18 protein-coding genes are annotated in these 18,010 nt (G+C 75.1%); 4 read left to right on the forward strand and 14 right to left on the reverse strand.

Annotation, left to right across the window (positions count from 1 at the left end):
- A complete protein-coding gene (locus tag HOP40_RS08060; protein WP_172156220.1) occupies positions 1–1,302 on the reverse strand; it encodes an MFS transporter in 1,302 nt (433 codons plus the stop codon).
- Between the two features lie 45 nt (positions 1,303–1,347).
- Between HOP40_RS08060 and HOP40_RS08065 the strand changes: the two genes are divergently transcribed.
- A complete protein-coding gene (locus HOP40_RS08065) occupies positions 1,348–1,932 on the forward strand; it encodes a YqgE/AlgH family protein (protein WP_172168057.1) in 585 nt (194 codons plus the stop codon).
- A 54-nt stretch (positions 1,933–1,986) separates the two neighbouring features.
- Positions 1,987–2,484 (forward strand): DUF427 domain-containing protein, encoded by a 498-nt coding sequence (locus HOP40_RS08070; protein ID WP_172156222.1) that lies wholly within the window; start codon positions 1,987–1,989, stop codon positions 2,482–2,484.
- Here HOP40_RS08070 and HOP40_RS08075 read toward each other — a convergent pair.
- Positions 2,453–2,935 (reverse strand): SdpI family protein, encoded by a 483-nt coding sequence (locus HOP40_RS08075; protein WP_240157578.1) that lies wholly within the window; start codon positions 2,933–2,935, stop codon positions 2,453–2,455. The genes HOP40_RS08070 and HOP40_RS08075 overlap by 32 nt on opposite strands.
- Before the next feature lie 184 nt (positions 2,936–3,119).
- On the opposite strand from HOP40_RS08075, the gene leuS reads away from it, so the two are divergent.
- Positions 3,120–5,948: a leucine--tRNA ligase gene (gene leuS / locus HOP40_RS08080; RefSeq protein ID WP_172156224.1), complete on the forward strand. Its 2,829-nt coding sequence runs from the start codon at positions 3,120–3,122 to the stop codon at positions 5,946–5,948.
- A 1-nt stretch (position 5,949) separates the two neighbouring features.
- On the opposite strand, the gene HOP40_RS08085 is transcribed toward leuS, so the two are convergent.
- The 12 genes from HOP40_RS08085 to ftsH all read right to left on the reverse strand — a co-directional run bounded on the left by HOP40_RS08085 (position 5,950) and on the right by ftsH (position 16,058).
- Positions 5,950–6,399 (reverse strand): hypothetical protein, encoded by a 450-nt coding sequence (locus HOP40_RS08085; RefSeq protein WP_172156226.1) that lies wholly within the window; start codon positions 6,397–6,399, stop codon positions 5,950–5,952.
- Positions 6,396–7,145: a UPF0158 family protein gene (locus HOP40_RS08090; protein ID WP_172156228.1), complete on the reverse strand. Its 750-nt coding sequence runs from the start codon at positions 7,143–7,145 to the stop codon at positions 6,396–6,398. The genes HOP40_RS08085 and HOP40_RS08090 overlap by 4 nt, the downstream gene beginning before the upstream one ends.
- Before the next feature lie 23 nt (positions 7,146–7,168).
- A complete protein-coding gene (locus HOP40_RS08095) occupies positions 7,169–7,591 on the reverse strand; it encodes a DUF1707 SHOCT-like domain-containing protein (RefSeq protein ID WP_240157579.1) in 423 nt (140 codons plus the stop codon).
- Between the two features lie 64 nt (positions 7,592–7,655).
- A complete protein-coding gene (locus HOP40_RS08100) occupies positions 7,656–8,342 on the reverse strand; it encodes an SDR family oxidoreductase (RefSeq protein ID WP_172156230.1) in 687 nt (228 codons plus the stop codon).
- A 25-nt stretch (positions 8,343–8,367) separates the two neighbouring features.
- Positions 8,368–8,916 carry an NlpC/P60 family protein gene (locus HOP40_RS36745; RefSeq protein ID WP_420821793.1) on the reverse strand — a complete coding sequence of 183 codons (549 nt, stop codon included), beginning with the start codon at positions 8,914–8,916 and terminating at the stop codon, positions 8,368–8,370.
- A gap of 523 nt (positions 8,917–9,439) precedes the next feature.
- Positions 9,440–10,747, reverse strand: coding sequence for a PrsW family intramembrane metalloprotease (locus HOP40_RS08110; protein ID WP_172156234.1), 1,308 nt, complete (start codon positions 10,745–10,747; stop codon positions 9,440–9,442).
- Positions 10,748–10,775: 28 nt separating this feature from the next.
- Positions 10,776–11,249: a DUF3180 domain-containing protein gene (locus HOP40_RS08115; protein ID WP_240157580.1), complete on the reverse strand. Its 474-nt coding sequence runs from the start codon at positions 11,247–11,249 to the stop codon at positions 10,776–10,778.
- Positions 11,250–11,262: 13 nt separating this feature from the next.
- Entirely contained in the window at positions 11,263–11,760 is a 498-nt protein-coding gene (gene folK, locus HOP40_RS08120) for a 2-amino-4-hydroxy-6-hydroxymethyldihydropteridine diphosphokinase (protein WP_172156236.1), read from the reverse strand.
- Complete coding sequence (folB, locus tag HOP40_RS08125) at positions 11,757–12,149, reverse strand: dihydroneopterin aldolase (protein ID WP_172156238.1); 393 nt, start codon at positions 12,147–12,149, stop codon at positions 11,757–11,759. Before folB ends, folK begins: the two co-directional genes overlap by 4 nt.
- On the reverse strand, positions 12,146–13,015 hold the full coding sequence (gene folP / locus HOP40_RS08130; protein ID WP_172156240.1) for a dihydropteroate synthase: 870 nt from the start codon (positions 13,013–13,015) through the stop codon (positions 12,146–12,148). The genes folB and folP overlap by 4 nt, the downstream gene beginning before the upstream one ends.
- A gap of 5 nt (positions 13,016–13,020) precedes the next feature.
- Positions 13,021–13,623 carry a GTP cyclohydrolase I FolE gene (gene folE / locus HOP40_RS08135; RefSeq protein WP_205347126.1) on the reverse strand — a complete coding sequence of 201 codons (603 nt, stop codon included), beginning with the start codon at positions 13,621–13,623 and terminating at the stop codon, positions 13,021–13,023.
- Between the two features lie 20 nt (positions 13,624–13,643).
- Positions 13,644–16,058 (reverse strand): ATP-dependent zinc metalloprotease FtsH, encoded by a 2,415-nt coding sequence (gene ftsH, locus HOP40_RS08140; protein WP_172156242.1) that lies wholly within the window; start codon positions 16,056–16,058, stop codon positions 13,644–13,646.
- Between the two features lie 300 nt (positions 16,059–16,358).
- Between ftsH and HOP40_RS08145 the strand changes: the two genes are divergently transcribed.
- Entirely contained in the window at positions 16,359–17,297 is a 939-nt protein-coding gene (locus HOP40_RS08145) for a serine protease (protein ID WP_172156244.1), read from the forward strand.
- Positions 17,298–18,010 lie beyond the last annotated feature (713 nt).

Below are 18,010 nucleotides of genomic sequence, written 5' to 3' on the forward strand. Positions count from 1 at the left end.
TCATATCCGCTCACGGGTGCGGCGCAGCTGCGCGTCGTGCGCCAGCAGCCCGACCACGTAGAGCAGCGCCGCCCCGGCCAGCAGCCACGGCGCCCGGCCGTCGGGCGGGCTCAGCAGCGCCGTGGCCGCCACCGCCAGCACGTAGCCGACGTTGAAGACGATGTCGTAGAGCGCGAACACCCGCCCCAGCACGCCGTCGCCCGCCTCCCCCTGCACGGCGGAGTCGGTGCACAGCTTCACCACCTGCCCCGCCAGCCCGACGACGAACGCCGCCACCATCACGGCGGGCAGGCTCAGCAGCGCGGCCAGCCCGAGCTGCGTCACCGCGGCGACGAGCAGCGCTGTCCGCACCGTCCGCGCCCGGCCCCACCGCCGCACCAGCCACGGCGTGACGAGCGCCGCGACGCCCAGCCCGACGGCCGCCAGCACCACGGCCTCCCCGAGCCCGGCGAACCCCGAGCGCAGCAGGCCCTGGTCGGTGAACGCGTAGCGGAACAGCAGCAGCGTCACGAGCGTGGTGACGCCGAAGGCCAGGCGGTGCGCGGCGAGCGCGAGGAACGTGGCCGCGACCGACGGCGTCGCCGCGACCGCCCGCGTCCCGTCGGCGAACCCGCGGAGCACGGCGTCGGCGGTGGTCCGCGGGTCGGTGGCGTCCGGGCCGAGCTGCCCGCGCCGGAACCGCACGGCGGCGGCCGCGGCCAGCAGCGACCCCACGACGGCGACGGCCACCGTGGCCGCCGAGCCCGCGTCACCGGCCCCGAACAGCGCGCGCAGGCCCACCGCGGTCGCCCCGCCCAGAGCGGAGACCCCGGCCCCGGCCGTCACGGCCAGCGCGTTGGCCTCGACCAGGTGCCGGCGCGGCACGACGTGCGGCAGCGCCGTCGACAGCCCGGCCAGCACGAACCGGGCGACGCCGGCGGTCGACAGCGCCGCCGCGTACAGCGCCGGACCCGTGACGCCCGACGCCACCACCGCGGCGACGACGAGCACGAGCGCGCCACGCAGGAGGTTGGCCCACAGCAGGACCTGGCGGCGGTCCCAGCGGTCGAGCAGCGCCCCCGCGAACGGCCCGATCAGCGAGTACGGCAGCAGCAGCACCGCGAGCCCGGCGGCCACGGCCAGCGGGTCGGCCTGCCGCTCGGGGTTGAACAGCAGGGCCCCGCCCAGCGCCGCCTGGAACACGCCGTCGCCCCACTGCGCGGAGAACCGGAGCAGCAGCAGCCGGACGTACCCGGGGGTGCGGACCAGACCCGCGAGCCCGAGCCGGTCGTCGGGCGGCGACGGGGTCGGGGTCGTCGGCACGGGGGGAAGGCTACGCACGGGGGCGGGTGCGACGATGGTCCCGTGGTGGACGAGCGGCCTGCTGACCCGACCGGCGTCGCGCCCGGGACGCTGCTCGTCGCCGCGCCCGGACTGCTCGACCCGAACTTCCGGCGGACCGTCGTCTACGTCATCGAGCACCGCCCGGAGGGCAGCCTCGGCGTGGTGCTGAACCGGCCGAGCGAGGTCACCGTCCAGGACGTCCTGCCGACGTGGGCGCCGCTGTCGTCGGATCCGCAGGCGGTGTTCGTCGGGGGGCCGGTGGAGGCGGAGACCGCGCTCTGCCTGGCCGCGCTGCGCACCGGCCAGACCGTCGACGGGGTGGACGGGCTGGTGCCGGTCCGCGGCCCGGTGGCCCTGGTCGACCTCGACGGCGACCCGTCGTCGCTGGCGCCCCGCCTGCGCGGCCTGCGGGTGTTCGCCGGCTACTCCGGCTGGGACGCCCGCCAGCTCGCCGGGGAGATCGAGCGCGGCGACTGGATCGTCGTCCCCGCGCTGCCCGACGACGTCGTCGCCGGGCACGGCCCGGAACTGTGGGCGCGGGTGCTGCGCCGCCAGGGGATGCCGGTCGCGCTGCTCGCGACGTTCCCGGACGACGTCAAGCTCAACTGAGCACCGGGCGGCGGTCGGCGCGCGCCCCCGCCCGGGCGGCCCCAGGATGGGGACGTGCCCCGCCCCCGCCCCGAACCCGCAGGTCCCGGCCAGGAGTCCGTCTGGGACTACCCCCGCCCGCCGCGCGCCGAGCCCGACCACCGCCGCGCGGTGCTGCGCCACGGCGGCACGGTCGTCGCCGACACCACCGACCTCGTGCGCGTGCTGGAGACCAGCCACCCGCCGACGTTCTACCTGCCGCGCACCGCGTTCGGGGAGTTCCTGGCGCCGGTCGAGCGCACGACGTTCTGCGAGTGGAAGGGCGTGGCCCGCTACGTCGACGTGGTGGTGCCCGGCGCGCAGCCGCTGCGCGAGGTCGGCTGGTGGTACCCCGAGCCCGACCGCCGCTACCCCTCGCTGCTCGACCGGGTGGCGGTCTACGCGGCCGCGTTCGACGAGATCACCCTCGACGGCGTGCGCGTGGAGCCCCAGCCCGGCGGTTTCTACGGCGGCTGGGTGACGCCGGAGGTGGTGGGGCCGTTCAAGGGCGGTCCGGGCTCGTGGGGCTGGTAGCGGCCGGGCTGGTGTCGGCCGGGCTGGTGTCGGCCGGGCGGCAGCCGGCGACGAGGTCGCAGCCCGCGCACGTGCCGGCGCAGGCCGGGGCGGCCGCGGGGACGGGCACCGCCGCGGCGGCCCGCTGACCGACCATCCCGCCGAACACGGCGAGCACCAGCGCGCCGAGCCCGGTGACGACGAGGACGACGACGGACACGGCCCCCACGGGGCCCGCCGCCAGCACCGCCCCGCCCACGACGGCGACCGCACCGGCCGCCCCGAGCGGCGCGGCGGCGACCCGGTTGGCCAGGGCGAAGGCCGCGTCGGAGGCCAGCGTCTCCACGGTGCGGACGCCGGCCCAGCGGTTGCGCGGCAGCCGCTCGCGCGCCCCGAGCACCGCCACGACGAGCAGCACCAGACCGGCGGTCACGAACAGCGCGGCGAGGACCAGGCGGGGCACGAGGGGCACCCGACCAGGGTAGGTCAACCCGGGCGCGGCCCGGCCGGGACCGGGGCTAGGCTGGTCACGTGGCCCGTCGCCTTCTCCTCGAGGCCGCGCCGGTCTGACACCGACCCCGGCGCGGCGACCCCTCCTGCCTCACGGCGGAGGGGTTCCTTGCTTTCCGGGCCCACACGACATCACCGGGATGGACATGAGCACCGACACCAGCACCGTCGCCGACACCGACGCCCCGCCGTTCCGCTACGGCGCCGCGCTGGCCGCCGACATCGAGCGCCGCTGGCAGGACCGCTGGGAGCGCGAGGGCACGTTCCACACGCCCAGCCTCCCCGGCCCGGACGCGGGCGCGAAGGTCTACCTGATGGACATGTTCCCCTACCCCTCGGGTTCGGGGCTGCACGTCGGGCACCCGCTCGGCTTCATCGGCACCGACGTCCTGGGTCGCTACCTGCGGATGAACGGCCGCACGGTCCTGCACACGATGGGCTTCGACTCCTTCGGGCTGCCCGCCGAGCAGTACGCCGTGCAGACGGGCACGCACCCGCGCACCACCACCGAGGCCAACATCCGGCGCTACAAGGAGCAGCTGCGCCAGCTGGGCCTGGCCCACGACGACCGCCGCTCCGTCGCCACCACCGACGTCGAGTTCTACCGGTGGACGCAGTGGATCTTCCTGCAGATCTACAACGCCTGGTACGACCCCGAGCAGCAGCGCGCCCGCCCCATCGCCGAGCTGGAGGCCGAGTACGCCGCCGGCACGCGCGGCCCGTGGGCCGAGCTGTCGCGCGTCGAGCAGCGCAAGGTGATCGACGGCCACCGCCTGGCCTACATCTCCGAGGCCCCCGTCAACTGGTGCCCCGGGCTGGGCACGGTGCTGGCCAACGAGGAGGTCACCGCCGACGGCCGCAGCGAGCGGGGCAACTTCCCCGTGTTCCGGCGCAGCCTGAAGCAGTGGATGATGCGGATCACCGCGTACTCCGACCGCCTGGTCGCCGACCTGGACCGCCTGGACTGGCCCGACTCCGTCAAGGCCATGCAGCGCAACTGGATCGGCCGCTCCGAGGGCGCGCGGGTCCGGTTCGGCACGGCCACCGGCAGCGGCTCCCCCGTCGACATCGAGGTCTTCACGACCCGCCCCGACACGCTGTTCGGCGCCACCTACGTCGTGCTGGCCCCCGAGCACCCGCTCGTCGGGAGCCTGACGCCGCTGGAGTGGCCCGAGGGCACCGACGAGCGCTGGACGGGCGGGGCGGGCACCCCCGCGCTGGCCGTCGAGGACTACCGGTTCGAGGCGGGCCGCAAGTCCGACCTGGACCGCCAGGAGAACAGGGAGAAGACCGGCGTCTTCACCGGCGCGTACGCCGTGAACCCGGTCAACGGCGAGCGGCTGCCGGTCTTCGTCGCCGACTACGTCCTGATGGGCTACGGCACCGGCGCGATCATGGCGGTGCCCGGCCAGGACCAGCGCGACTGGGACTTCGCCACGACGTTCGGCCTGCCGATCGTCCGCACGGTCGACCCGGGCGACTGGGAGGGCGAGGCGTTCACCGGCGACGGCCCGGCGATCAACTCGGCCAACGAGGAGATCAGCCTGGACGGCATGGGGGTCACCGAGGCCAAGCGCGCGATCACCGACTGGCTGGTCGCCCGCGGCGACGGCGAGGCGGTCACCCAGTACAAGCTGCGCGACTGGCTGTTCTCCCGCCAGCGGTACTGGGGCGAGCCGTTCCCGGTCGTGTGGGACGCCGACGGCCTGCCCGTGGGCCTGCCCGACGCCGAGCTGCCCGTCGAGCTGCCCGAGATCGACGACTACTCCCCCAAGACCTACGCCCCGGACGCGGCCGACACCGAGCCCGAGCCGCCGCTGTCGCGCAACGAGGACTGGGTGGTGGCCCAGCTCGACCTGGGCGACGGCCCGGCGTCCTACCGCCGCGAGACCAACACGATGCCGCAGTGGGCCGGCTCGTGCTGGTACCACCTGCGCTACCTGGACCCCGACAACCACGAGCGCTTCGTCGACCCCGAGATCGAGCGCTACTGGCTGGGCGCCGACCCCGAGCGGCCGGGCGACCCGGGCGGCGTCGACCTGTACGTCGGCGGCGTCGAGCACGCCGTGCTGCACCTGCTCTACGCGCGCTTCTGGCACAAGGTGCTGCACGACCTGGGCCACGTCAGCTCCGAGGAGCCGTTCCGCCGGCTGTTCAACCAGGGCTACATCCAGGCCTTCGCCTACACCGACGCCCGCGGCACCTACGTGCCCGCGGAGGAGGTCGTCGACGACGGCGCCGGCGGTTTCACGTGGAACAGCGAACCCGTCTCCCGGGAGTACGGGAAGATGGGCAAGTCGCTGAAGAACGTCGTCACCCCCGACGAGATGTGCGAGCGCTACGGCGCCGACACGTTCCGGCTCTACGAGATGTCGACCGGCCCGATGGACGTCTCGCGCCCGTGGTCGACGCGCGACGTCATCGGCTCGCAGCGGTTCCTGCAGCGGGTGTGGCGCAACCTGGTCGACGAGACCACGGGCGAGGTCCGGGTCACCGACGCCGAGCCCGACACGGCCACGCTGCGCGCGCTGCACAAGGCCATCGCCGGGGTGCACGCCGACTACCAGGCGCTGCACTACAACACGGCCGCGGCGAAGCTGATCGAGCTGAACAACCACCTGACCAAGGCGGGCACCGGCGTGCCGCGCCCGGTGGCCGAGGCGCTGGTGCTGATGATGGCGCCGCTGACGCCGCACATCGCCGAGGAGCTGTGGTCGCTGCTGGGCCACGAGGGGTCGCTGGCCTACGCGGCGTTCCCGGTGGCCGACGAGCGGTACCTGGTGGCCGACACGGTCGAGTACCCGATCCAGGTCAACGGCAAGGTCCGCTCGCGGGTCACGGTGGCCGCCGACGCCTCCCCCGCCGACGTCGAGGCGGCGGCGCTGGCCGACGAGAAGGTGGCGGGCGCGCTGGGCGGCAAGCCCCCGCGCAAGCTGATCGTGGTGCCGGGCCGCCTGGTGAACGTGGTCGTCTGACCTACCGGCGCTTGCGCGGCGGCCTCGGCTTCGGGGCCGCCCGCGGCGCCTTCGGGGCGCTGCGGGCGATCGCCACGAAGTCGGAGTGGGTCAGCCAGGCCTCGACGGTGTCGACCACCAGCGACGCGTCCTTGATCGCCGACGGGCCCTCCTCGGTGGGCACGGCGCCGTCGTCGTGGGCGAGCTCGGCCCGGTTGTGCAGCGAGCGCAGCAGGCGCCCGGCCTCCGGGTCGAGCCCGCGCTCGGCGACGACGTGCCGCAGGAACGCGGCCACGACGGCGGCCGGCTCCGGCCCGGGCGGGCGGCCCAGCTCCAGCAGCGCCGCCTCCGCGGCGGCCAGCGCGGCCCGGTAGGCCAGCGCGACGGTCTGCGCGGCGAACCCGGTGGTGCCGAGCAGGTGCGCGGCGAACAGCTCCTCACGGGCCCGAGCGACCCCGACACCGGCGTTCACGCCACCAGCCTCGCCTCGGCGGCGGCCCGGGCCAGCAGCGGCGTGTGCGGGGCCGCGAGCTGGGCGGCGCTCACGGGCAGCGCGGTGACGGTGAACCCGGTGCGCTCGGTGTGGCGCCACAGCACGTCGTCCATGCGGTGCAGCTCCTCCCACGGCGAGCGCAGGTCCGACAGCACGACGACGAGCTGCAGGTCGAACTCCCCCGGCCCGTCCCCGTGCACCCACGACCCGAACAGCAGGACCTGCTCCAGGCGGTCGCCGTAGAGCATCGCCAGGTCGACGGCGACGGCCGCGGGCAGGTCCTCGTCCCGCGCGACGGGGTCGGGGATGGCGGCGGCGAGGCGCTCGGCGTCGGCGCGACCGATCAGCTCGACCTCGGCCAGCCAGTGCACCGCCCGGCGCCGGGCGCGGGCGCTGCGGTAGCGGAACCACTGGTCGCGCAGCTCGGGGAACTCGAACAGGGTGTCCTTGAACCGGCGGAACGCGCCGGGGCCGCTGATCGCGCGGTCGAGCAGGTCGGCGGCGCGGCGGTGGTGCACGGCCGCCACGAACTGCGCCATGTCCTGGTAGCTCTCGCGCGACTCGGTCCGCCGGATGCGCACGCCCGACGGCCGGGGCGCGCCGACGTCGGCCAGGTGCGAGGAGATCACGCCGGTGCGGGGGTCGATCCACCACGACGTCCCGGGCGTGCGGTCCTCGAGCGCCGCGCACAGCTCGTCGAGATCAACCGACTCCGGATCGAGCATCCGCCCACGGTACCGCTGCGGAGTCAGTGCGAACCGTGCGAACGGCCGCCGAGCGCCGAAGCGAGCAGGATCGCCCCCCAGATGCCGATCGGGAACATCGGCCAGAAGAACAGGAAGCCACCCGACGCGATCGACGTGATGCCCCAGATGGTGACCAGGACGACGGCGGTGCCGGCCCAGGAGCGCCACTCGTCGACCCGGCCGTCCTTCTCCGCGACCGCCTTCGACCCCGCCTGGACCGGCGGCGCGGGCGCCGGGGCCGGCAGGTCGGCGGTGATCGTCGCGAGCTCGCCGTAGGTCCGGGAGGCGTAGGTGTCGCGCAGGCGCTCGTCGTAGTCGGACAGGTCGAGCCTGCCCTCGTCGACGGCGTGCCGCAGGCGCTCCGCGACGGCCTCCCGGTCGGCGTCCGACGCACGCATCGCGGCGCGTTCGATGTCCCCGCTCACGCTCTCCACGATAGGCGCGCCGAGGTCACCGGCGCACCGGTCGGACGGAGGAAGGTGACAGTTGTCAGGCGCCGCCGGCCGGCCGCAGCACCATCTCGGTGAGGGCGGCGTCCGGCGGGGCCGTGACGGCGAGCAGGACGGCGCCCGCGACGGACTCGGGCCGCAGGTAGGAGCCCGGGTCGTACTCGCCGCCCTCGTGCGCGACGACGGCCCGCTGCATGTCGGTGTCGACGCGTCCGGGGTGCACCGAGGTGACCCGGACGCCCGCGGCGGCCTCCTCGGCGCGCAGCGCGTCGGCGAAGGCCCGCAGCGCGAACTTGCTGGCCGCGTAGGACCCCCAGCCCGGGCGGGCGGCGAGCCCCGCACCGGAGTTGACGAGGACCACCCGGCCGCGGGCGGCCCGCAGCGCGGGCAGCAGCAGCCGGGTGAGCTCGGCGACGGCCACGACGTTGACCTCGAACTGGCGGCGCCAGGTGGCGGCCGGGGTGTCGGCGACGGTGCCGAGCAGCCCGACGCCCGCGGAGTGCACGAGCACGTCGAGCCGCTCGATGCCGGCGGTGGCCTCGGCCAGCGCGGCGGCGTCGGTCAGCTCGACGGGCCAGGCCCGCGAGCCGGGGAGCTCGGACGCCAGCGCCGCCAGCGCGGCCTGGTCACGACCGCCCAGGAGCAGGTCGTGACCGGGCGCGAGCGCGCGGGCGACGGCGGCACCGATGCCCCGGGACGCACCGGTGACGAGCGCGACGGGCTTCATGCCGCCGCACACTATCCGGTGTGGATCAGATGCGGCGGGCCGAGTTGTACGAGCTGCGGTCGATCGAGGAGATCGCCACCGGCTTGCCGGACGTGCTGGCGTGCACCATCTGCCCGTCGCCGATGTAGATGCCGACGTGGCTCACCGGCGAGTAGAAGAACACCAGGTCACCGGGGCGGAGGTCGCCGCGGGAGACCGGGGTGCCGGTCTGGGACAGCGCGCGCGAGGTGCGCGGCACGTCGATGCCGGCCCGCTCGAAGGCCCAGTTGACGAGGCCGGAGCAGTCGAACGCCGACGGGCCGGCGGCGCCCCAGCGGTAGGGGGACCCCACCTTGGACAGCGCGAGCGACACGGCGGACGCGCGGGCCGAGGAGGCCGCGGCGGGGGCCGCGGCCAGGGGGGCGGTGACGGCGACCTGCGTGACGCGGGTGTCGACGACGGGCGCGGCCGGCGCCGTGGCGACGGGTGCCGCGGCGGCCGCGGGGGCGGCGGCCGGTGCGTCGGCGGTGGCGGGGATGACCGCCAGCACCGCGGCCGCGGCGGAGGCGGTGGCCACGACGGCAGCACGGGTCACGTACGTACGGAGGTGGTGCGTCGCGGAGGGGGTGGACGCGGGGTGGATCGGCACAGACGGTTCCTCAGGGTGCGCACCGTCGGACGGCGATCGCGGGCCGGGGAGCACGCGGCGGTCGTACGGGGAACGCCTCGAGGTGCTGGCGTGGCGGGTGCGTCGAGATGACCGGTGCGCCGTTCCCCGCCCGTCCGGACGGTGACCCCGCGCCCTCCGCTCCGGGTGAGCAGTGGTGTCGCGAGGCCGTCCACGACATTACGAACGGATTACTGCGGAATGGATGACGCAACTCTCAATCCGCGCTCTTTCTTCTTGTGACCGTCCTCACCGGAATTGCTGCGCAGAGGGAGGAATTACACGCCCGCAATCCCGTCGATCACGGCTCGGACCCGCGCAGGCGGGTGACCTGCAGCGTCGGTTCCACCGAGATCGACCCGTGATGGGGCCGGTCGGGTGAAAGCACTTCCGGATCGGAAGGGCCGGATCGCGGTGAAAAGGTTGCAGGAGCGAAGGAATTCTCGGGGTGTCACCCTTGCCAGGGCGGGCGCGGCCCGGGGCCGCCGTACGGCGGGGGCGGCGGCCACGACTGCGGGCCGACCATCGGGGGCGGAGGCGGCCCGGGCGGCGGCGGGGTCCAGTTCTGCGGGCCGCGGTGCGCCATCGCCACCGTCAGCGCCTCCGGGTGCCCGACGGCCGCGGCCCGCGCCCGCCGCAGCGTGCCCAGGGCCTGCTCGTGCCAGATCGGGGCCGAGGACCCGACGGTGCCGCGGGCGATGCGGGCCCGCAGGAACGCGAGCTCGGTGACGGCCGCCTGGTACCCCATCACGGCCTTCGCCGTGGCGCGGCCCGAGCGGCGGCGCACCGCGGCCTGCCAGCCCCGGCGCCCGGCCAGGCTGGACAGCAGCGGCACCTCGCTCGGCGCGATCCAGCCGGCCTGTGCGAACAGCGGGAGCTGGTCGGCCACCGTGCGCTGCTCGCGGCGGCGCTGCCACAGGACCACGCCGATCATCACCAGGAACAGCGGCAGCATCACGAACGCGTAGACGCCCAGGAACACGCCGCCGCCCGCGATGGTGGCCGAGCCGTTCCACAGAGCGTGCAGGAACACCGCGACGACGTAGCCCACGGCGATCGCGAGGACCCGCACGACGGGATTGCGGTGCCGGGCCGCGATGCCCGCGCCGATGCCGGTCATCGCCGTGAACAGCGGGTGCGCGAACGGCGAGAGCACCCCGCGCACCAGCAGCACGCCGAGCACCGCACCGCTCTGGCCGGCGACGGAGTCCTCGGCGAAGGCCCGGCCGATGTAGAGGATGTTCTCGGTGAAGGCGAAGCCGGCCGCCACCAGCCCGGCGTAGACGATGCCGTCGACGATCCCGTCGAACTCGCGGTAGCGGAACACCAGCAGCCCGACGAGGAAGACGCCCTTGAACGCCTCCTCGACGATCGGCGCCACGATCACGGCCCCGTACACGTCGCCCTGCCCGGTGAGCTCGTCGATCAGCAGCGCGGCGCCGGAGTTGATGAGCAGGGCCGACAGGGTGGCGAAGCAGGCGCCCCAGAGGAACGCGAGCAGCAGCAGCCGCGGCGGCTCGGGCTCCCAGCGGTCGATCCACAGGAACGCGGCGACGACCGGCCCGACCGGCAGCAGCGCGCACAGCGCGCCGACGACCACCCCGCCCGGCCCCACGCTGCCCGCGACGAGCCCGATGACCACCAGACCGCAGATCGCCAGGGCCAGCAGCCCGAGGACCGGGCCGAGCACGAACCGGCGCTGCCGGTCCGAGGTCGGCAGCGGCGGCGGCGCGCCCCACCCCTGTGTCACCTGCGCCATGGCACCGGAGCCTACGGGCCGCACCCGATCACCGCGCGGGTCCGGGCCCGTCGTCGTCGGGGGTGCGGCAGCACCGCTCGAGCCACAGCGCGCCGCCCACCAGCACCAGCGCGGAGAGGAGCCCGACCGTGCCCGCGACGGCGTCGCCGGCCGCCGCGGCGATCTCCGCCGAGCGCGGCAGGGCGTGCACCAGCAGCCCGGCCCACGCCCCGGCCATGATCGCCCCGGCCGTCGAGGAGGCCCGGGCGACGAGCACCGCCCGCGCCGCCACCAGCGGTGGCACCGGGGTCGTGCCCGGCCGCCGCTCGATCCGCGCCCGCAGCGCGCGCCCGCCGAGCGCCTCGGCGACGCCGAGCACCGCGAGCGTGGCCCCGGCCGCGGCGGGGATCGAGGGCAGCGAGCCGTAGGTGAGCCGGACCAGCAGGTTCGCGACGACGGCGGCGACGAGCGCGGCGATCAGCAGGTCGCGCGGCCGCGTGGCGGTCACGAGGGGGCCGCTCACCGCTGCGTCCCCCTCACAGCGCCGGCCCCGGCCGCATCCCGTCCTCGGCGTCCGGTCCGAGCGCGGCCAGCAGCGCCGCGACCGGGCCGTGCCCGGGCAGCACCGCGTCGGGCTCGACGTCGAGCCAGGGACGCAGCACCGTGGCCCGCTCCGGCGTGCCGGGGTGCGGGAGCAGCAGGTCGGGGTGGGTGCTCTCGACCGGCCCGTCGTCGTCGGTGACCGTGACGACGTCGACGTCGAGCGTCCGCGGGCCCCACCGGACCTCCCGCACCCGGCCGGACGCGTCCTCCAGCGCCTGGCCGCGGCGCAGCCACTCCCACGCGTCGGCGCCCGGGTCGTCGACGACGATCACGGCGTTGAGGAAGTCGTCCTGGTCGACCCCGCCCCACGGCGCCGTCTCGTAGACCGGGGAGACCCCGACGAGCACATGGGCGAAGCCGGAGACCGCGGCCCGGAGGTGCGCGATCCGGTCGCCCAGGTTGGAGCCCAGGGAGAGCACCGCACGACTCACGACCGGGACCGCCGCGCCACCACCGCCACGTCGGCGAACTCCAGCGGGATGGGCGCCTGCGGCTTGTGCAGCACCACCTCGACGGCCCCCACGCGCGGGTCGGTGAGCACGTCGTCGGCGATGCGGGCGGCGACGGTCTCGATGAGGTCGCACGGCTCGCCGCCGACGATCTCCGCGGCGCGCTGCGCGAGCTCGCCGTAGTGCAGCGTGTCGGCGAGGTCGTCGGACGCGGCGGCCGGGGCGAGGTCCATCCACACCGTGACGTCGACGACGAAGTCCTGGCCGTCGCGCCGCTCGTGGTCGAACACGCCGTGGTGGCCGCGGACCCGCAGGCCGCGCAGCTCGATGCGGTCGCCGCCGTGCACGTCGGGCCCGGGTGCGGGGCTCACGAGTGCGGGTTGGCCGGGGGCCCGGTCCGGGCCCGGGAGGCGCCGAGCTGCCAGGCGGACGCCACGGCGACGGCGTCCATGCTCGCGTCGACGTCGTGCACCCGGACCCCCCACGCGCCGGCGTGCGCGGCGAGCGCGGTGATCGCCGCGGTGGCGCCGTCGCGGCCCGGGGTCGGGCGGGGCGCGCCGTCGGCGTCGGCCAGCAGCTCGCCGAGGAACCGCTTGCGCGAGGCCCCGACCAGCACGGGGAAGCCGAGCGCGACGAGCACGTCGAGCCGGCGCAGCAGCGCCCAGTTGTGCGCGGCGTTCTTGGCGAACCCGAGCCCGGGGTCGAGCACGAGCAGGCCCGGGTCGACGCCCGCGAGCACCGCGGCGTCGGCGCGCGCGACCAGCTCGGCGCGCACCTCGCCGATCACGTCCTCGTAGGAGGCCAGCTCGCTCATCCGGTCGCTGTGCCCGCGCCAGTGCATGAGGATCCACGGCACCCGCGCCGACGCGACGACGGCGGCCATCCGCGGGTCGGCGAGGCCGCCCGACACGTCGTTGACCAGGGTGGCGCCCGCCTCGACGGCCGCCTCGGCCACGGCGGCCCGGGTGGTGTCGACGCTGACCCGCACGCCCTCGGCGACGAGGTCGCGGATCACCGGGACCACGCGCTCGGCCTCGGTGGCGGGGTCGACGCGGCCGGCACCGGGGCGGGTCGACTCGCCCCCGACGTCGACGAGATCGGCGCCGGCGTCGCGCATGGCGACCCCGTGGGCGACCGCGTGCTCGCGGTCGACGTACCGGCCGCCGTCGGAGAAGGAGTCGGGCGTGACGTTGAGGACGCCGAGCACGGCGCAACGCCCGGGGTGCGGCAGGTGCATGGCCCTCAGGTACCCCGGATCAGCGAGTACGCCTCGGCACGTGAGGAGGGCGACGTCTGGAACAGCCCCCGCACCGCCGAGGTCATCGTGCGCGAGCCGGGCTTGCGGATGCCGCGCATGCCCATGCAGAGGTGCTCGGCCTCCATCACGACGATGACGCCGCGGGGGGCGAGCTTGCGCACGAGCGCGTCGGCGACCTGCCCGGTGAGCCGCTCCTGCACCTGCGGGCGCCGCGCGTAGAGGTCGACGACCCGGGCGATCTTGGACAGACCGGTGACCCGCCCGTTCTCGCCCGGGATGTAGCCGACGTGCGCCATGCCGTGGAACGGCACGAGGTGGTGCTCGCACGTGCTGAACATCGGGATGTCCTTGACGAGGATCAGCTCGCGGTGCGACTCGTCGAAGGTCTTCTCGAGCACGGCGTCCGGGTCGGTGTAGAGCCCGGCGAAGATCTCCTCGTAGGCCCGGGCGACGCGCGCGGGCGTCTCCCGCAGGCCCTCGCGGTCGGGGTCCTCCCCGACCGCGATCAGCAGCTCCCGCACGGCGGCCTCGGCCCGCGCGCGGTCGACGACCGGGCGGCCGTTCGTTCCGGCCGCGGTGCCGAGCACGCCCCCGGGGATCCCGGCGCTCAGCGCTGACCCCCGTGGTCGGGGTCGGCGTCGTCGGCGGGCGGGGCGGGGTGCCCGTTGCCGTGGGCCGCGCCGTGGCCGTTGCCGGTTCCGTTGCCGTTGGTGCCCGGGACGTCGCCGGTGCCGTTGCCCGTGGTCGGGCGGTCCCACGGCGGGGCGACGGGGGGCTGCTGCTGCGGCGGCTGCCACTGGCCGGCCGGCGGCCAGGTCTGGCCGGTCGGCGTGGTGGCGGGGCGCCAGTCCGGCGGGGCGCCGTAGTTGTGCGGCACCGACGTCGGGCGGCCGTCCTGCGGCGGCACCGGGGTGCCCCAGGCCTGGTGCGGGGTCGACGGCTGGTGGGCCGGGAACCCGCCCGGGTAGCCGCCGCCCTGCGGCCCGGGGGCGGGCGAGCCGCCGTTGGGGCCGGGAGCCGGGACGCCGTGCGGCGCGCCGCCGGGGAACGAGCCGACGGGCGTGGGCTCGCGGGTGGGCTCGGCGTGCGGCGGCCAGGGCTCGCCGCGCTCCTTGGCGCGCTCGGCCGGGGTGAGGATCGGCGGCTTGTCCGACGGGGTGCGCCCGCCGAAGTCGTTGAACGCGGTGATCCGCGGCCGCTTCTCGACCTTGTCGAAGATGCGCTCGAGGTCCTTGCGGGTGAGCGTCTCCTTCTCCAGCAGCTCGAACACCAGCTCGTCGAGGACGTCGCGGTAGCTGTTGAGGATGTCCCACGCCTCGGTGTGCGCGGCCTCGATCAGCTTGCGCACCTCCTCGTCGATCTCGTGGGCGACCTCGAGCGAGTAGTCGGCCTTGTTGCCCATCGAGCGGCCCAGGAACGGGTCGCCCTGCTCCTGGCCGTAGCGGACCGCACCCAGGCGGGCGCTCATGCCGTACTCGGTGACCATCGCGCGGGCGATCTTCGTGGCCTGGTCGATGTCGGAGGACGCGCCGGTCGTGGGCTCGTGGAAGACGAGCTCCTCGGCCGAGCGGCCGCCCATCGCGAACACCAGGCGCCCGATCATCTCCGAGCGCGTCATCAGGCCCTTGTCGTCCTCGGGCACGACGAGCGCGTGCCCGCCGGTGCGCCCGCGGGGCAGGATCGTGAGCTTGTAGACCGGCTCCAGGTCGGGCATGGCCCACGCGGCGAGCGCGTGCCCGCCCTCGTGGTAGGCCGTGATCTTGCGCTCCTGCTCGGAGATGATCTTGCCCTTGCGGCGCGGGCCGCCGACGACGCGGTCGACGGACTCCTCCAGCGCCGCCCCGTTGATCAGCGTGGCGTTCTCGCGCGCGGTGAGCAGCGCGGCCTCGTTGATGACGTTGGCCAGGTCGGCGCCGGACATGCCGACCGTGCGCTTGGCGAGCGAGTCGAAGTCGACGTCGGGCGCGAACGGCTTGCCCGCGGCGTGCACCTGCAGGATGGCGCGGCGGCCGGCCAGGTCGGGCGCGCCGACCGGGATCTGGCGGTCGAAGCGGCCCGGGCGCAGCAGCGCGGGGTCGAGGATGTCGGGGCGGTTCGTGGCGGCGATGAGGATGATGCCGCCGCGGGCGTCGAAGCCGTCCATCTCGACGAGGAGCTGGTTGAGCGTCTGCTCGCGCTCGTCGTGACCGCCGCCCAGGCCGGCGCCGCGCTGGCGGCCGACCGCGTCGATCTCGTCGACGAAGATGATGCAGGGGCTGTTCTGCTTGGCCTGCTCGAACAGGTCGCGCACGCGGGACGCGCCGACGCCGACGAACATCTCGACGAAGTCGGAGCCCGAGATCGTGTAGAACGGCACGCCCGCCTCACCGGCCACGGCGCGCGCGAGCAGCGTCTTGCCGGTTCCGGGCGGCCCGTAGAGCAGCACGCCCTTCGGGATCTTCGCGCCGAGCGCCTGGTAGCGCTGCGGGTTCTGCAGGAAGTCCTTGATCTCGTAGAGCTCCTCGACGGCCTCGTCGGCCCCCGCGACGTCGCCGAACGTGGTCTTCGGCATGTCCTTGTTGAGCTGCTTGGCCTTCGACTTGCCGAAGGACATGACCCGGTTGCCGCCGCCCTGGGCGTTGTTCATCATCCAGAACAGGACCAGCAGCACGAGGCCGAGCGGGATCAGGTAGATCAGCATCGTGGTCAGGAACGAGTCCTGGCGCACGGCGACGTTGAACGCGGGCCCGTTGGGCGCGTTCTGCAGGGCCTGCACGATCCGGTCGCTGGTCTGCACCGGGTACTGGGTGAGGATCTCGCTGCTGCCGTCGACGGGCTGGGCGAGCGTGAGGCGCAGGCGCTGCTCGCGGTCCTCGACCAGGGCCTCGGTGACGTTGCCGGAGTCGATCTGCGCGAGCGCCACCGACGTGTCGACGCGGGTGTAGCCGCGCGTGTCGTCGAAGAGCAGGCTGAAGGTGAAGTAGACCAGGACCGCGACGAGGATCCAGATCAACGGGTTGCGGAGCAGGCGCTTGCGGTCCATGCAGCTTCGGCCTGAGGCGGCCTTCACCCTCCCTGGTGAGAAACTCCCTGCCAGGGAGCCGCGTCCGCGGCGTGCGCGGCGCGACCGGCCCTGATCCGACCAGGGTAGCGGTCGGGAGGCCGTGCTGCGCCGGGACTGCTGGACGGTGCTCGTCGACAGGGTCTGTGAGTTGTCAACGAGCGCCGGACGGGCGATGTTCCCGGTCACCCGTACAGGGGGGTAACGCGCGCCACGTCGCGCTCGTTAAGTTCCCCGCGGGCGTGTGACGGGCACAGGCGCGCCGACGACGGGGGTTCGTGCATGAAGGTCAGCAAGCGGGGGCCCGCGGTGTTCGCCGCGGCGTCCTGCGTCGTCGCGATCGCCGTCGCCGTCGCCCCCACGGCCACGGCCGCCCCTCCCGCCCTCGCGCTGCCCGCCGCCGCGTCCGCGCCGGCCGACTGGGCGCCCGCGGGCGAGGCCGCGATCACCCCCGGCGTGATGACCGAGACCGTGGGTGGCGGGGCCTGCACCAGCAACTTCGTCTTCACCAGCGGTGACCGCACGTTCCTCGGCCAGGCCGCGCACTGCGCGGGCACCGGCGAGGCGACCGAGACGAACGGCTGCGACTCGGGCACCGGCCCGCTCGGCACGGCCGTCACGATCCGCGCCGCCGACGGCACCGCGCGCACCGGCACGCTGGCCTACAGCTCCTGGGTCGCGATGCAGGAGAACGGCGAGGCCGACCCCGACACGTGCCAGTTCAACGACTTCGCGCTCGTCGAGCTCGCGCCGGAGGACGCCGCCGACGTCAACCCGAGCCTCCCGTTCTTCGGCGGCCCGGTCGGCCTCGACACCGACGGCCTCCCCGCCGGCGAGCAGGTCTTCACCTACGGCAACTCGCCGCTGCGCCTGGGCATCCAGGAGCTCAGCCCCAAGGCGGGCGTGAGCGCGGGCGACACCGGCGGCGGCTTCAGCCACGAGGTCTACACGGTCACCCCGGGCGTGCCCGGTGACTCGGGCAGCGGCTTCCTCGACGGCGACGGCGACGCGGTCGGCCTGCTCTCCACGCTCAACCTGGCCCCGCTGCCGGTGAGCAACGGCGTCTCCGACCTGGCCCTCGCGCTGGCCTACGCCAACGAGTTCGGCGGCGTCGGGCCGGTGGAGCTGGTGCTGGGCACCGAGCCGTTCACGCCCCTGCCCGAGGGCGTGCCGCTCGCGGCGGTCGCCCCGCCGGCCGGGCCGCCGGTGGGCGACGTCTGACGCAGTCTCTCCCTCCCCACCTCGGGGTTCAGGAAAGCCACGTTCACGCCCGCAGAGGGCAGGAACGTGGCTTTCCTGCGTCGGGGGTCGGGGGTCGCGGGGGTCGGGGGGCTCCGCCGCCGCGCCGTGTCCCGCGCGGGCGCCGTGCCGGGTTCCGCGCACCTCCTGGCGTCCCGCATGCGTCTGGACGTGCGCGGGTGGCCGGCGGGTGCGCAGCTCGGGAGTGCTGGAGCAGTGATCGCCGGGAGTGCGACGTGGGAGTCGCTGCGGGGGCCGTGACGGCGCGGTCTTGGTGATCACGGGCGCCCGTTCCGGGTGCCTCGCTCGCGCCGCCGCTGCGTGCGTTGACGTTCGGCTGCGCCGTCGCGCTCACCCGCCGGCCGCGCACCTGGTGCACCGGCTGGGTAACCGGCGCCCTTCTCCGCCGATCCGCGCACCTCCTGGCGTCCCGCGTACGTCTGGACGTGCGCGGACGGCCGGCGGGTGCGCAGCTCGGGCGTGTTGGGGCAGTGATCGTCGGGAGTGTGACGTGGAGGTCCCGGTGGAGACCGTGGTGGCGCGGTCTCGGTGATCACGGGCGCCCGCCTCCGGGCTGACCGGCGGGCCGGTGTGCAGCTCGGGGCGTGGGGGCGGTGATCGTCGGAAGTGTGACGTGGAGGTCCCGGTGGGGGCCGTGGTGGCGCGGTCTCGGTGATCAACCCCGACCGGCGGCC

The sequence above is a fragment of the Pseudonocardia broussonetiae genome (assembly GCF_013155125.1).
Lineage (GTDB): Bacteria > Actinomycetota > Actinomycetes > Mycobacteriales > Pseudonocardiaceae > Pseudonocardia > Pseudonocardia broussonetiae.